Here is a 15301-nt window from a genome sequence, read left to right on the forward strand (position 1 = left end):
CGCGGTGTGCGGTTCCCCTACCGCATCCCTACCGCACGGTGAACGTGTCCACGGCCACATCGAAGTGCTCCTTGGCCTCCCGCACCTTGCCGACCGGCGCCGACACCCACACGTCGTACAGCCGCCCGTTCTCCTCCCAGCACAGGTCGTAGGTGTGCCGGGCGCCCTCGGCCGCGCTGAAGCCGTCCCAGGTGAACTCCCAGAACGCGGCGGGGTGTCCGCGGTGCGTGACCGAGGTGACCCGGCCGTCGCGGTAACCCGGGTTGGCCTCCGGCCCCTTGGCGGCCGCGCGCCGCATCACGCCCAGCGGGCCGCCGGGCTGGGGATCGGTGGCCTTCACGCCGAGGCGGAAGGTCTCCCCGGAGGACAGGTAGAAGACCCGCTCCCCCTGCGGCTCGCGCCTGAACCCGTCGGGCACGGCCAGCGCGAACCCGGCGGGGTCCTGGGCGACGCGGTAACCGGAGGGAGCGGAGGGCAGGGTCGCGGTGGGTGCGGGCTCCGCAGTTCCGGTGGAGCTGCCTACGGACGACCCCGGCGCCGAACCACCCGGCGTCCCCTGCGACGAACCACCTGGCGTCTCCCGCGACGAAGCACCGGCCGACCCGGACGCCGACCCACCCGGCGTCCCGGGCGCCGAACTGCCGGTCGTCGTACGCCCGTCCCGGGCGTCCCGGTCCATCAGCAGCACCGCCGCCGACACCCCCGCTCCCGCCAGCACGGCGACCAGCAGCGCCGCCGCGGGCACGCCCCGCCTCGACCGGACGGACGCCAGGAGCCCGCCGCTCCTCGACCGCTCGGGCGCCGGGGGTCGCCGTAGCGGAAGATCCCGCTGGGTCGGCGTGTACGCGCGCTCGGGAGCCCGCCGGGGAGGGGTGCGGCCCGTCTCCAGGAAGTCCCGCAGCATCCGCTCCGCCTCCACCGCGTCCAGCCGCCGCTCGGGATCCCGCTCCAGCAGGCCCCGTACGACCGGAAGGAGGGGCCCGGCCTGCGCGGGCGGCCGGATCTCGTCGATGACGACGGCGTGCAGGATGCCGCCCAACGAGTCCCGCCGGAACGGCGATTCACCGCTGAGGACCGTGCACAGCAGCGCGCCCAGGGACCACAGGTCGGCCTCCGGGCCGGTCCTGGCCCCGGACATCCGCTCGGGCGCGGTGTACTCGGGCGAGCCGACGAAGGAGCCGGTCTCGGTGAGGGTGGTGGCGCCCGCGACCTGGGCGATGCCGAAGTCGGTGAGGACGACCCGGCCGGTGCCGGACTCGACGAGGACGTTGGCGGGCTTGATGTCCCGGTGCAGCACCCCGGCCGCGTGCGCCGCGCGCAGCGCGCTCAGCAGGTCGGCGCCGATCCGGGCGGCCTCGGCGGCGTCGACCGGGCCGTGCGCGGAGATCCGGTCGGCGAGGGAGCCGCCGTCGATCAACTCCATGACGATGTACGGCCGTTCGTCCTGCTCGACGACGTCGTGGACCACCATGATGTGCGGGTGACTCAGCCGGGCGACCGCGCCGGCCTCGCGCAGGGTGCGGTCCCGCTGGAGCCGGGCGTCCTCGGCGGAGAGCGTCTCGTCGAGCGGGATCTCCTTGACGGCGACCTGCCGGCCGAGCAGCTGGTCGGTCGCGCGCCACACCACGCCCATGCCGCCGCGGCCGATCCTCGCCTCCAGGCGGTAGCGGCCCGCGATCACGCGGAAGGTGTCCCCCTCGGTCCCCATGCGCCCCATCATGCCGCAGCGGACGGATGCCCTCCGGGACGGTGACCGGCCAACTGCGTCAGCTGTTCGGCTCGTTCCAGCCCTGGAGCACCCTCGTGAACTGTTTGCTCGTCGTCGGCCAGCTCTCCGCGGGCGCCGACATGTAGATGGCGTACTCGACGCCGTCCCGGGACATGTACGTCTCCTCGACGGCCCGGCGCGGCCCGGGGAAGTCGATGTCCTTGGCCAACGCGGTCCAGGTGTACTCCCACCGGGCGCCCGGCCGGTCCCGGTAGGTGTTCTCGACCATGCTCACCTGGTGGTAGTCCTTGAGCCCGTCGATCTGCTTCTCCAGGTCACGCTGGTGGAGGAGGGGGTCCTCGAAGTCCGGCGAGGTGTCGATGGCGACCCGCAGGAAGTGCTTGCCCTTGTCCGGGGAGTAGTCGATCTGGGTCAGACCGTCGGCCGGGGTGCCGAAGACCGAGCGGTCCCAGCCCTTGGGCAGCGAGACGCTGAAGCCGACGGGGTCGTCGTACCGCTTCCAACCGTCCTGGGCCTCGCCCGTGCCCGCCGTCGGCGTGGTGCTGGGCGAGACGCTCGACGAGCCGGATGCGCCGCCCTGGTCCCTCCCCTCGTCCCACTTCTGCAGCGCGACCACGGTCCCGGCGCTGACGATCGCGGCGAGCGCGACCACCATCGCGGCGGAACGCAGCCGACGGCGCCTGGGCGGGGCCGCGGCCGGCGGCACGGGGCCGGAGCCGGTGTGATGCGGCGGGCCGATGGTCGTGGGGGCGGTGGCCTGGGGATACGGGGTGCCCGAGTGGTAGGTCGGGCCCGAGCCCGAGGAGTACGACGGTCCCGTGGCCGAGGAGTACGACGGCCCTGTGGCCGAGGGGTACGACGTTCCGCCGACCGGTGTGCCTGTGACCGGTGTGCCCGTGGCGGATGTGCGGAGCCCACCGCGGGAGCCGCTGTGCGCCCCCGGCTCCTGGTGCGAACCCCCATATTGCGTCGGCACATAGGCCTGTGCCGCGCTCGGCCGCCGTCCCTCCGCCGCCTCGGCGAGCATCTGCTCGGCCTCGGCCGCGTCGGGCCGCACGGCGGGGTCCTTGTGCAGCAGGGCGGCGATGACGGGCCCGAGCGGACCGGCGTTGCGCGGCTCGGCGGGTTCCTCGTCCACGACGGCCTGCATGGTGGTCAGCGGGGTCGTACGGCGGAACGGCGAGCGTCCCTCGACCGCCGTGTACAGCGTGGCGCCGAGCGCCCACAGGTCGGCGGACGGGCCGGGGTCGGCGCCGCGGACCCGCTCGGGGGCGAGGTAGTCGACCGAGCCGACGACCTCTCCGGTGCGGGTGATGGTGGTGTCGCCCTCGATCTGGGCGATCCCGAAGTCGGTGAGCAGGACACGGCCGTCCCGCGCGAGGAGGACGTTGCCGGGTTTCACATCCCTGTGCAGTACCCCGGCGGAGTGCGCGGCGCGCAGGGCCCGCAGCACCCACATCCCGATCCGGGCCGCCTCGCGCGCCTCGATGCGGCCGTCCTCCTTGACGGCGTCGGCCAGCGAGCGGCCCTCGACCAGCTCCATCACGATCCAGGGCCGGCCGTCGTGGTCGAGCACGTCGTGCACGGTGACGACGGCCGAGTGGTTGATCCGGGCGGCCGCGCGGGCCTCGGCGCGGGTACGGGCGAGCAGAACCGCCTGGTCGCTCTCGGAAACATAGAGCGCGGCGGTCAACTCCTTGATCGCCACGGCCCGGTGCAGCACCTCGTCGTGGGCACGCCAGACCCGGCCCATGCCGCCCTTGCCTATCGGGTCGGCGAGCCGGTAGCGCCCCGCGAGGAGCAGGCCCTGCATCTGATTCACGTTTCCCCGCAATGCTCTTGACGCAGTCAGACTAAGGACCGGCCCGCGCCGAGGGGAACCAGGGGGGCGTCAAGGAGACCTCACTGTGACGGTTGTCGCTTCCGCGAAGTACGAGTGAACCCGCGCCGCCCGTACGGCGTCCGTCAGCCGGTCACCTGGTACGTGGCCGACGCCTGCTCGTAGAGCCGGGTCACCTCGTCCCGCTCCGCCTCGGGCCCGCGCACCTGCACCACGTGGTACTTCCCGCCGATCAGGATCGCGAGATTGCGCACGTACAGCTCGCGCCCTTCGTCGGTCCAGGTGAACTGCCCCTCGGCCATGCTCCTGGTGCCCACCTGGATCGACTTCAGCCCGGTGGCGGTGGCCCAGCTGGAGTCGCGGTACGGCTGGAGCTCGGGCTCCTTGTCCCGCTGGTAGGCCATCGGATCCTCGCCGTTCGCGGCCGCGGTGTCGCGCCCGGGGACGACGATGAGCTCGAAGTCGCCGTGCGAGTAGACCACCTGTCCACGGCCGTTCCTCGGCGTGCGGTCCCAGCCGGCCGCCACGGCGACCTTGAAGCCCTCGGGGTCCGTGCGCAGCGTGAAGCCGTCGGCGACCTCGGGCCCGGAGGTCTGGGTCTCGGCGGCACCGCTGGACTGCGACGGCTCGGGGTTGGTCGGATCGGGGGTGGTCGGATCGGGGCGGGGCTCACCGCCCGCCTCGGGGGACTGCGCCGTACCGGCCTGGCGGGTGGACCCCGTCTCCTTGCCGGCGCCCTTGTCGTCGGGGCCCGACTTCGGCATGAAGTACATGGCGTACGCGATCGCCGCGGCCATCACCAGCAGGATGAGCAGCAGCAGATTGCGGCCGAGCCGGCGCGGTGAAGAGGCATCCTCCCGGGCCCGCTTGTGCCGCCCGTGCGTCGCGGGCAGCCCGGCGCGCCGCCTGCGCACCAACTCGCCCCGGCGCCGCACGATCGGCAGCCGGCTCGTGTCCACGGGCGGCGCGGCGACCACGTGGGCGCCGGCCTCCGGCTCGGGTGCGGACCGCACCAGCGACCGCAGCCAGCCGCGCAGTTCCTCGAAGTCCAGCCGCTCGGTCGGGTCCTGCCGAAGCAACGTCTCCACGACCGGCCTGAGCGGCCCGCACTCCTCCGCGAAGGCGGGCGGCTCGGCGCACACCAGCTGCACCAGCTCGGCCGTCGACTCCTCGGGATAGGGCGCGTGCCCCTGGACGGCCCGGAACAACAACGCCCCGAGCGCCCACAGATCCGTCGCGGGCCCGATGGGTGCGGCGAGCTGCCAGTTCTCGTGCACCGGCCCGGCCTGCTCCGGCGCCCAGCGCTCGGTGACGGGCCCCACCACGGCCATCCGGGCCTGCCGTGCCCGCTCGGCCGCGAGCGCGGTGGCGGGGCCGCGGCGCGCGGGGGCATCGGTGGGCGGGAGGTCCTCCCAGCGGGTGGGCGCCGGCGCCTGCTCCACGGCGGGCACAGCGTCGGCGACGGGCCCCTCCCCCACGGGCACCGCACCCGCACCGCGCGGCACGGCACCGTGCCAGGGGGTGGGTCGCACTCCGTAGGGGTCGGCTGTCCGCCCCGGAGCCCCGGCGCCGGGAACCTGCTCGACGCCGTCCAGGCCCGGATACGACGGCTGCACAAAGCCATTGGCCGAGGGATACGGCGACTGCGACCTGATGTTCGGCTGTACGGCGGGGTCGGCGCCCCGCGTCCGTGCGGCGGGGTCGACCTCCGGTGCGGGGCGGGCTCCGGGCAGGGCGGCCCTGCCGTTCTGCGCCTCCTGGACCCGGGCCGCGGCCCGTGCGCCCGCGCGATAGGCGGCGATCGCCCCGGCCCGCGCCGCGCGGATGTCCGTACCGCCGTCGGGCTCCCTGCGGACCAGTTCGGCCGACGCGCCGTTCCCGTTCGCCGTGTCCACGCCGGCGCTGGGCAGCCCGCGGGCCTCCCGGGCCTCGATCGCGGCCCGCCGGGCGGCCTCGGGATCGCCTCCGCCGAAGGTGACGGCACCGCCCGGGCCCGGCCCGGCGCTCCGGGCGCCCAGTCCGAGGGCCGCGTCGGCGACGCCGTCCTCGACAGCCGTACGAGCACCGCCCGGCCCGCCGTTCGGGCCCGTCGACTGTCCGGGAACCGGGAGTCCGCCAGGCCCCCCACGCCCGTCCGTCCCACCGGCCGTGCCGTCGTCCGCCCCGGGCTCCCCGCCTCCGGAGCCCCATTCACCCGCCTCGGCCGGCACCGGGTCGTATCCGCACAGTGCCTCCTCGGCGGCGCCGACCGCGAGGCCGGTCAGCATGACCCGGCCGTCGTCGCAGACGAGCACCGTGCGGGCGGTGATGTTGCGGTGCACCCAGCCGTGCGCGTGCAGCACCCGCAGCGCCATGAGCACGTCGGAGGCGACCTCGGCCGCCCGGTACGGCGTCAGCGGCTTCTCGGTGAGCAGCGCCGACAGCGGCCGCGCGGCCACCAACTCGCTGACGACCCACAGCGAACCGCCCTCGGCGAACACGTCGAAGACCTGGTCGAGGCGCGGATGGTCGGGAATCCGGGCGGCGGCCTGCGCGGCCTCGACGGCCCGCCGCACGGCGGGCTCGGTGGGCCGGCGTGCGCCGCGCCGCCCCGAGGTCCGCCGCGCACCGTGGGGGTCACGGGCGGTGAACCCGTCGGGCAGCCCCTCCGCGTCGAGCACCTCGGCCTCGACGACCTCGGGCAACGGGACCTGCCTGACCAGGACTTCCTGACCGCTGTAGGTGTCGAAAGCGCGTGTCTCGGTGAGTTCGTACTCGTCGGACGGGGGCAGCGGCAGGCGGTAGCGGTCGGCGAGCACCCGACCCGCATAGTCGTCCACGTTGCCTCCCCCGGCCGCCCGGTTGGTCAATTCCGTTCGCCTAGCGGCCCGTTCCGTATCCGAACCTGGATGCGGACGGTCCACGAACACTCACGATACGTGCCGGAGGCAACCCGCAAAGAGGGGATTCCAGATATCAGGGCTCAAACACATGACCGTTTACCGCACGGCGCTTCACGACTTCGGTTCGAAGGTGCGGGCGAGTGTCTGCCATGTGTCCTTGCGCAGCTCAGTGCCCCAGTTCGCGGCTTTCGCGGTGTACATCAAGGCATATCCGAGATGGTCATTGACGACGAATCCACGGTCGATCGTCCGGTACTTCGTCCCGCCATCCTCATAGGTGAACTCCCAGTCGGCCGTGTTCCAGCTCCGGTAGTCCACCTTCTCTATTCGGATCTTGGTGTACTGCGAGCGGCGCATGCCCCGCTCCTGGTTCTCCCAGTCCGCCACCGGGTCGCCCTTGGGCGTGCTGGTCCAGGCGACGAGCAGCTTCTGCCCGTCGGGCCCGCTGAACCGGTCGCCCGCGGAGCTGCCGGTCCGGAACTTCCACCCCTTCGGCAGCCCGATCGAGTACCCCTGGCCGCCCTTGTACGTGGAGGTCACCGCACCGTCGTCCGCGGAGCCCCCCGAACCGGAGGACCCTTCCGAACTCCGGCCGCTCTCCTCCGTACTCGGCGTGTTCGAGGACCCGTCGGCCGCCCCCGACGAAGCGGACCCGGCGGTGGACTTGTCGGTCCGGGTGCCCCCGCTCTCGTCCTCCTTGGTGTCGGCGCTCGTGCTCGCCGTCACCTTGGCGCCGCCGCCCTTCGCCCCGTCGCTGCCGTCGTCCCCGCCGAGCGTGAGGGCCAGCACGGTGCCGATGACCGCGAGCGCCACGACCACCGCGATGATCACCAGCGTCCGCCGCGGCACCACGTCGGTCAGCGGCGCCCTGGGCACCGGCCTCGGCGCCATGTCCGGCGGCGGCGTCATCACGGGCCATCCCGAACTCCGCCCGTCCGACACCGCGTCGGTCTGCCGCGTCTTCCCGTCCCGGACTCCGGCCGCACCGGTCGAAACCGAGGTCGTGGCCGACGTCGAAGCCGATGCGGAGGCCGCCCCCGACGCGGCCGGCACACCCGCCGCGCCCTTCCCCCGAGACGCGGAAGGCGCCGAGGAAGAGGGAGAGGCCGAGGAAGAGGAAGAGGCCGAAGCAGCCGGAGAGGCCGATGCGGTCGGAGAGGACGGAGCCGCCGGAGAGGACGGAGAAGCCGAAGGCGCCGGAGCAGCCTCGGAAGCCTGGGCGGGCACCTTCCCGCCCCCCGTACCCGCAGAAGCCGACCCCACCGTGCCCGAACCCGCGGCGCCCGAACCCCCCGTGCCCGAACCCGCCGTACCGCTCCCGGACTTGGCACGGGACGCGGTCGCGGACGTCGCCGCCGCCCCGGCGACCTTGCGCACGGAACGCAGCGCCCCGCGCAGCCGCTCCCCGCCCGCACGCTCCTCCGGCTGGGCCGGCAACGGCACCACCCGGGTCGCGTCCGCCGCCGGCTCGGGCTCGGCCGGCTTCGGCTCGGGCGCATGGATCACCGCGGTGAGCATGGCCCGCGCGCGGCTGTCGTCGAGGCGCTGGGCGGGGTCCTTGGTGAGCAGTCCGTAGATGACGTCCTTGAGCGGACCCGCGTTCTTCGGCTCCTCCAGCGGCTCGGTCATCACCGCCGTGAGGGTCGCGATCGCGGACCCCTTGTCGTACGGCGGGGCGCCCTCGACCGCCGCGTACAGCAGCCCGCCGAGCGACCACATGTCGGCCGCGGGGCCCGGCTTGTGCCCACGCGCCCGCTCCGGGGAGATGTAGGAGGGCGCGCCGACGAGCATGCCGGTGGAGGTGATCGAGGGGTCGCCCTCGACCTGGGCGATGCCGAAGTCGGTGAGCACGACCCGGCCGTCCTCGGAGATCAGCACGTTGGACGGCTTCACGTCCCGGTGCAGGATGCCCTCGCGGTGCGCGGACCTGAGCACGTCGAGGATCGCGAGGCCCACCTCCGCCGCGCGCTTGGGCTCCAGCAGCCCGTCCTCCCGGATGACCTCGGCGAGCGACTTGCCCTCGACGAGCTCCATCACGATCCACGGCCGGTCGTCCTCGTCGACCACGTCGTACACGGTCACCGCGCTGGTGTTGCGGATCCGCGCGATCGCCTTGGCCTCACGCAGGGTGCGCGTGATCAGCCGGCGCTTCTCGTCCTCGTCGATGCTGGACGGGAACCGGAGTTCCTTGACGGCCACCGTCCTGCCAAGGGTCTCGTCCTCGGCGCGCCACACCGTGCCCATGCCTCCGCGGCCGAGCACTCCTCCCAGCCGGTACCGCCCGGCGAGGAGACGCTCGTTCTCGTTCTGCCGGGATGCTCCCGCCCGCTCCGCGTCCGACATGCGTCCCCTCATGAACCCGCCCTGACAGAGCCTCCATTGTCCCTCACCCGACAAGTGCCCGACGCCCCGGGTGCCCCTGAGTCCGCCTCGCCCGCGGCACGGCCCGGCGATGTCGGCACACAGGTCCCGTCGGCCCAAGTCCCCTCTCCACGCACAGTTCCCACCCGCTTACAGATCCCTCACCCCCCGCGGGCACCGGCCGCCCTCCGCCCCCTTCCGCACACAGCCCCCGACAGCCCCTCGCACCCGCCCGCGCCCCGCCTCCGGGACCACCCCGCGCACCCCCTCAAGAACCGGGTGCCCATTCCGCTCCGCGACCCTGCATGATGGCCTCCGGCAAGGGAGGATCCGCGATGCCGCCACTTCGGGCACTACTGGCCGTCCCGGCCGCCCTGGTGCTGCTCGCCCTGGCCCCGGCCGCCTCCCCGGCCCCCTCGGCCCGAACTCCGGACGCACTGCTCCCGCGGCTGGTGGCCCACGGCGGCGCTCCCGCCGCGGCACTCCTGGCCGAGGAGCAGAGCGGCACCCGTTACGCAGCGGCGGGCCCGGGAATCGCCCGCGCCGACCACTTCCGCGCCGGCAGCATCACCAAGACCTTCATCGCGACGGTCGTCCTCCAACTGGCCGCGGAACACCGGCTGAAGCTGTCCGACACGGTGGAACAGCACCTGCCCGGCCTGGTGCGCGGAGCGGGCAACGACGGCCGCGCGCTGACCCTGCGCGCCCTGCTCACCCACACCAGCGGCCTGCACGACTTCACCACGGACACCCTGGGCCTGGTCCCCCTCACTCCCGTTCAAGCCGTCCGTGTCGCCCTCACCCACTCTCCGGCCGACCGCGGCCGCTACTCCTACTCGAACACCAACTACGTCCTGCTCGGCCTGGTGATCCAGCAGGTCACCGGCGAGTCCTACGCCACCGAGGCCGAGCGGCGGATCATCGCCCCGCTGCGTCTGACGGGCACCTCCTTTCCCGGTTCGCGTACCTCTCTCCCCTCCCCGCACGGCCGTGCCTACGCCGCCGACGGGTCCGACATCACCGCGCTCGACCCGCGGGTGGCCGGAGCCGCGGGCGAGCTGGTGAGCACCCTCGCCGACCTGGACCGCTTCTACGCGGCACTGCTCGGCGGCCGGCTGCTGTCCCCGTACTGGCTGCACGAGATGACGGACACCCGCACGGCACACGGCCTGTACGGCATGGGGCTGTTCCCGGTGAAGCTGCCGTGCGGCACGACGGTGTGGGGGCACAACGGCCGCATCACCGGCAGCTACGTGCGCACCGCAGCCACGGTCGGCGGCCGTCGCGTCCTCACCTTCCGCGTGAACACGACGTCGATGGCGGACCCCGACCTCGAACCGGCCCTGCTCGCCGCCGAGTTCTGCCCCCGCACCTCGTAGAACGACCGGGTTCCGAACGAAGATCCCGGCTCACGACACTCGTTCGAGTGATGCGGGCCGACCCCCCCTGCGGTGCAGGCCGACCCCGCTGCGAGTGAGCTACAACGGCGCGATGTCCGGCGCCCCCAACCGCGCCGCGTCCGCGGTCAGGTCGTCCGGCTGCCGCTGCGACTCCCGCTCCGCCTCCACCCGCTTCTCGTAGTGCTCGACCTCGCGCTCGATCTGGTCCTTGTCCCAGCCCAGCACCGGCGCCATCAGCTCGGCGGCCTCGCGGGCGGAGCGCACCCCGCGGTCGAAGGTCTCGATGGAGATACGGGTGCGCCGGGTCAGCACGTCGTCCAGATGCCGCGCGCCCTCGTGCGAGGCGGCGTAGACGACCTCGGCGCGCAGATAGTCGTCGGCGGCCTGCAGCGGCTCGCCCAGGGTGGCGTCCGAGGCGATGAGGTCGAGGACCTCCTCCGCGAGGCTGCCGTACCGATTCAGCAGATGTTCGACCCGGACGACATGAAGCCCGGTGCGCGCCGCGATGCGCGCCCGCGCGTTCCACAGCGCCCGGTAGCCCTCGGCACCCAGCAGCGGCACGTCCTCCGTGACGCATTCGGCGACCCGGCTGTCGAGGCCGTGCACCGCCTCGTCGACGGCGTCCTTGGCCATCACCCGGTAGGTCGTGTACTTGCCGCCCGCCACCACGACGAGCCCCGGTACCGGATGCGCCACGGTGTGCTCGCGCGAGAGCTTGCTGGTGGCGTCCGACTCACCGGCGAGCAGGGGCCGCAAACCCGCGTACACGCCCTGGACGTCGTCCCGGGTCAGGGGCACCGCGAGCACCGAGTTCACGTGCTCCAGCAGGTAGTCGATGTCCGCGCTGGAGGCGGCCGGGTGGGCCTTGTCGAGGTCCCAGTCGGTGTCGGTGGTGCCGATGATCCAGTGCCGGCCCCAGGGGATGACGAACAGTACGGACTTCTCGGTGCGCAGGATCAGCCCGGTCGAGGAGTGGATGCGGTCCTTGGGCACGACGAGGTGGATGCCCTTGGAGGCGCGGACGTGGAACTGTCCCCGCTCGCCGACCATCGCCTGGGTGTCGTCGGTCCACACCCCGGTCGCGTTGACCACCTGCTTGGCGCGGATCTCGTACTCCCCGCCCGCCTCGACGTCCTGCACCCGGGCCCCGACCACCCGCTCGCCCTCCCGCAGGAACCCGGTCACCCGCGCGCGGTTGGCGGTCTTCGCGCCGTAGGCGGTCGCCGTGCGCACGAGGGCGGCCACGAAGCGGGCGTCGTCCACCTGGGCGTCGTAGTACTGCAGCGCCCCGACCAGGGCGTCCTTCCGCAAGGCGGGCGCGACACGCAGGGCGTGACGGTGGCTCAGGTGCCGGTGCCTGGGCAGACCCCGGCCATGCCCCCGGGCCATCGACATGGCGTCGTAGAGCGCGACGCCCGAACCGGCGTACCACCGCTCCCAGCCCTTGTGCTGCAAGGGGTACAGGAAGGCCACGGGCTTCACGAGATGGGGGGCGAGCCGCTCGAGGAGCAGTCCGCGCTCCTTCAACGCCTCGCGCACGAGGGCGAAGTCGAGCATCTCCAGATAGCGCAGGCCGCCGTGGATCAGCTTGCTGGAGCGGCTGGAGGTGCCCGAGGCCCAGTCACGCGCCTCGACAAGCCCCACGGACAGGCCCCGGGTGACCGCGTCGAGCGCGGTACCCGCACCGACCACGCCGCCTCCCACCACCAGGATGTCCAGTTCACGCTCGGCCATTGCTGCGAGTGACTCGGCGCGCTGCGCCGGCCCCAGTGTCGCTGTCCTCACCACTGCTGCCTCCAGCTGTCGGTCGCACCGGTCGCCGTCGCGGGCCGGATCGTCCTTGAGGAGTGGCCCGCTCCGTATCCCCCATGCCCAATCCTGACCGGCTTGCCCGACTTCAGCCACCAGTCGCCCTCAGCCTGTGGATAACTTTCACCGCCGCGTAGGCCAAAGCTCACAACCCCACAGGAAGACACACGGAATCAATCCCGTATATCGGTCATATTTACTCCTAGTCTGACATTGCGCTCGCTCGTCCAGTCCACAGGGCTTGCGCACCTGTCCCGCTTCGGTTACTGGGAAGGACGGCCCACGCCATGCCCGCAGATCTCGCCGTGATCGGACTCGGTCCCTACGGACTGCCCCTGGCCCAGGCCGCTGTCGCCGCCGGCATCTCCACCCTCGGCTACCGCACCGGCCCCGAGGCCGGCTCCCTCAGCCCCGCCGAACTGCGCCGGATGCTCTCGGGGGGCTTCCGGACGGCCGCGGGCCCGGCCGAACTCGGCCGCGTGCGGACGGCGGTCATCTGCGCGCCGACCCCGGCGGGCCCGGACGGCGGCCTTGACCTGAGCCAGGTGGAGGCGGCCGCCCGCACGCTGAGCACACACCTGCGTCCGCACACCACCGTCATCCTGGAGTCCCCCGTCCCGCCGGGCACCACCGAGGAGTTCCTGTGCCCGCTCCTCGAAAAGGGCTCGGGCCTGCGCGCGGGCCGCGACTTCCACCTCGCCTACTCGCCCACCCGTGTCGACCCCGGCAACCGCGACTTCACGCCCGCCACCACCCCCAAGGTGATCGGCGGCCTGACGCCCGCGTGCACGGAGTCGGCCGCCGCCTTCTACTCGCGCCTGACCGACAAGGTGGTACGCGCGCGTGGCCCGCGCGAGGCGGAGACGGTCCAGCTCCTGGAGACCAACTTCCGCCACGTCAACATCGCCCTCGTCAACGAGATGGCCGTCCTCTGCCACGACCTCGGCGTCGACCTCTGGGACGTCATCCGCTGCGCGGAGACCAAGCCCTTCGGCTTCCAGGCCTTCCGCCCCGGCCCCGGCGTCGGCGGCCACGCGGTCGCCCGGGACCTCACCAGCGGCGGCCGCTCCCTGCGCATGGTCGAACTCGCCCGGCAGGTCAACGACCAGATGCCGCGTTACGTCGTCCAGCGCGCCGCGGCCCTCCTCAACGAGCACGGCAAGTCCGCGCGCGGCGCCCGCATCCTCCTGCTCGGCGTCACCTACAAGCCCGACCTCGCCGACCAGCAGGGCACCCCCGCCCACGAGCTCGCCGTACGCCTGATGGAACTCGGCGCCTCCGTCAGCTACCACGACCCCCACATCCCGTCCTGGAGCGTCCTGGACCGCCCGGTCCCGCGCGCGGACTCCCTCTACGAGGCGGCAGCCGACGCGGACCTGACAATCCTGCTCCAGCAGCACCGGACGTACGACCTGCAAGGCCTGTCGGTGAAGGCCCAGCTGCTGCTGGACACACGGGGGGCCACGCCTACGGGGGCGGCGCATCGGTTGTGAAGGGGGGCGCGCGGATGGACCCGGCTCCGGAGCCGGTGGCATGCGGGGCACGGCGCGGGTACCTTACGGAGACAGGTGGGGTCGGCCGCAGAGGTCACTGCGGCAGGCTCCTGATGGTTCACGGAGTGTCCGCCCCTAGTTCTCGTGGGGGCGGCCGCTCACCGGCCCACCAACAAGGTGGAGCCCACCGCAGTGGCCACTGCGGCAAGCTCCTGATGGTTCACGGAGTGTCCGCCCCTAGCTTCCTTGGGGGCGGCCGCTCACCATCCGAAAATCCGCAAGATCCACCTCCTCCGGCACTTCACCATCCGCAGACGGAGTCGGTCCCAGCGAGTGGGCTTGCGGTGACGTCCCACGGACGCCCCCTTCCACCACACCGCCCAGTAGCCCGGTGGACGGTCCGTTGGAAAACGGGCCGGGCCCCGAGGAGCGGGGTCCGGAACCAAATCCTTGGAAGGGGGCGCTCCAGGAACCTGGGGCGCCGACACGGACGTTATCGCCCTTGGCCCGGCTGACCAGCCCGTTTTCACGCCGAACGCAACCGCGCGCCCCCGCACCACGCCACGCGCTGCCCGCCTCACAAGGCCCAGGGCACACGAAAGGGGGCCGGTCACCACCAGGTGACCGGCCCCCTTCCCGCCGTAAGCCCTACCGCTTGTGCTGCGAGTCCGCCACCGTGACCTCGACGCGCTGGAACTCCTTGAGCTCGCTGTAGCCGGTCGTGGCCATCGCCCGCCGCAGCGCGCCGAAGAAGTTCATCGAGCCGTCCGGGATGTGCGACGGGCCCGCCAGGACCTCCTCGATCGTGCCGACGGTGCCGAGGTCGACCTTCTTGCCGCGGGGCAGCTCCTCGTTGACGGCCTCCATGCCCCAGTGGTGGCCGCGACCGGGCGCGTCCGTGGCACGGGCCAGCGGGGAGCCCATCATCACGGCGTCGGCGCCGCACGCGATCGCCTTGGGCAGGTCGCCGGACCAGCCGACACCGCCGTCCGCGATCACGTGCACGTACCGGCCGCCGGACTCGTCCATGTAGTCCCGGCGGGCGGCGGCCACGTCGGCCACCGCGGTGGCCATCGGGACCTGGATGCCCAGCACGTTGCGCGTGGTGTGCGCCGCGCCGCCGCCGAAGCCGACCAGGACGCCCGCCGCGCCGGTGCGCATCAGGTGCAGGGCCGCCGTGTAGGTCGCGCAGCCGCCGACGATCACCGGGACGTCGAGCTCGTAGATGAACTGCTTCAGGTTCAGTGGCTCGTGCGAACCGGACACGTGCTCCGCCGAGACCGTCGTACCGCGGATGACGAAGATGTCCACGCCCGCGTCCACGACGGCCTTGGAGAACTGGGCCGTGCGCTGCGGGGAGAGCGCGGCGGCCGTCACCACGCCCGAGTCGCGCACCTCCTTGATGCGCTGCCCGATCAGCTCCTCCTTGATGGGAGCCGCGTAGATCTCCTGGAGGCGGCGGGTCGCGGCGTCCAGGTCGAGCCCGACGATCTCGTCGAGCAGCGGCTGCGGGTCCTCGTACCGCGTCCACAGGCCCTCGAGGTTCAGCACGCCCAGACCGCCGAGCTCGCCGATGCGGATCGCGGTGGCCGGGGAGACGACCGAGTCCATGGGGGCGGCCAGGAACGGCAGCTCGAAGCGGTAGGCGTCGATCTGCCAGGCGATCGAGACCTCCTTCGGGTCGCGCGTACGACGGCTGGGGACGACGGCGATGTCGTCGAAGGCGTACGCCCGGCGGCCGCGCTTGCCGCGCCCGATCTCGATCTCAGTCACGATGTGTGGCCTTT

General features: G+C 72.9%; 8 protein-coding genes. 2 read left to right on the forward strand and 6 right to left on the reverse strand.

Going from position 1 to position 15301, the window contains the following annotated elements:
• Nucleotides 1-28: 28 nt before the first annotated feature.
• The 4 genes from RKD20_RS17575 to RKD20_RS17590 all read right to left on the reverse strand — a co-directional run bounded on the left by RKD20_RS17575 (nucleotide 29) and on the right by RKD20_RS17590 (nucleotide 8794).
• Nucleotides 29-1708, reverse strand: a complete 1680-nt coding sequence (locus tag RKD20_RS17575) for a serine/threonine-protein kinase (protein WP_424878562.1) — start codon at nucleotides 1706-1708, stop codon at nucleotides 29-31.
• A gap of 58 nt (nucleotides 1709-1766) precedes the next feature.
• Nucleotides 1767-3542: a protein kinase domain-containing protein gene (locus RKD20_RS17580; RefSeq protein ID WP_424883249.1), complete on the reverse strand. Its 1776-nt coding sequence runs from the start codon at nucleotides 3540-3542 to the stop codon at nucleotides 1767-1769.
• A 152-nt stretch (nucleotides 3543-3694) separates the two neighbouring features.
• Complete coding sequence (locus RKD20_RS17585; RefSeq protein ID WP_424878563.1) at nucleotides 3695-6388, reverse strand: protein kinase; 2694 nt, start codon at nucleotides 6386-6388, stop codon at nucleotides 3695-3697.
• Nucleotides 6389-6562: 174 nt separating this feature from the next.
• A complete protein-coding gene (locus tag RKD20_RS17590; RefSeq protein WP_424883250.1) occupies nucleotides 6563-8794 on the reverse strand; it encodes a serine/threonine-protein kinase in 2232 nt (743 codons plus the stop codon).
• Between the two features lie 353 nt (nucleotides 8795-9147).
• Between RKD20_RS17590 and RKD20_RS17595 the strand changes: the two genes are divergently transcribed.
• The gene (locus RKD20_RS17595) at nucleotides 9148-10191 is read left to right on the forward strand and encodes a serine hydrolase domain-containing protein (protein ID WP_424878564.1); all 1044 of its coding nucleotides are present in this window, start codon (nucleotides 9148-9150) and stop codon (nucleotides 10189-10191) included.
• 99 nt (nucleotides 10192-10290) lie between these two features.
• Here RKD20_RS17595 and RKD20_RS17600 read toward each other — a convergent pair whose 3' ends face one another.
• Nucleotides 10291-11997 (reverse strand): glycerol-3-phosphate dehydrogenase/oxidase, encoded by a 1707-nt coding sequence (locus tag RKD20_RS17600; RefSeq protein ID WP_424878565.1) that lies wholly within the window; start codon nucleotides 11995-11997, stop codon nucleotides 10291-10293.
• A 311-nt stretch (nucleotides 11998-12308) separates the two neighbouring features.
• On the opposite strand from RKD20_RS17600, the gene RKD20_RS17605 reads away from it, so the two are divergent.
• Entirely contained in the window at nucleotides 12309-13514 is a 1206-nt protein-coding gene (locus RKD20_RS17605; RefSeq protein WP_424878566.1) for a nucleotide sugar dehydrogenase, read from the forward strand.
• 648 nt (nucleotides 13515-14162) lie between these two features.
• On the opposite strand, the gene RKD20_RS17610 is transcribed toward RKD20_RS17605, so the two are convergent.
• On the reverse strand, nucleotides 14163-15287 hold the full coding sequence (locus RKD20_RS17610) for a GuaB3 family IMP dehydrogenase-related protein (protein ID WP_424878567.1): 1125 nt from the start codon (nucleotides 15285-15287) through the stop codon (nucleotides 14163-14165).
• Nucleotides 15288-15301 lie beyond the last annotated feature (14 nt).

It is taken from the genome of Streptomyces sp. SLBN-8D4 (genome assembly GCF_049739545.1).
Lineage (GTDB): Bacteria > Actinomycetota > Actinomycetes > Streptomycetales > Streptomycetaceae > Streptomyces > Streptomyces canus_C.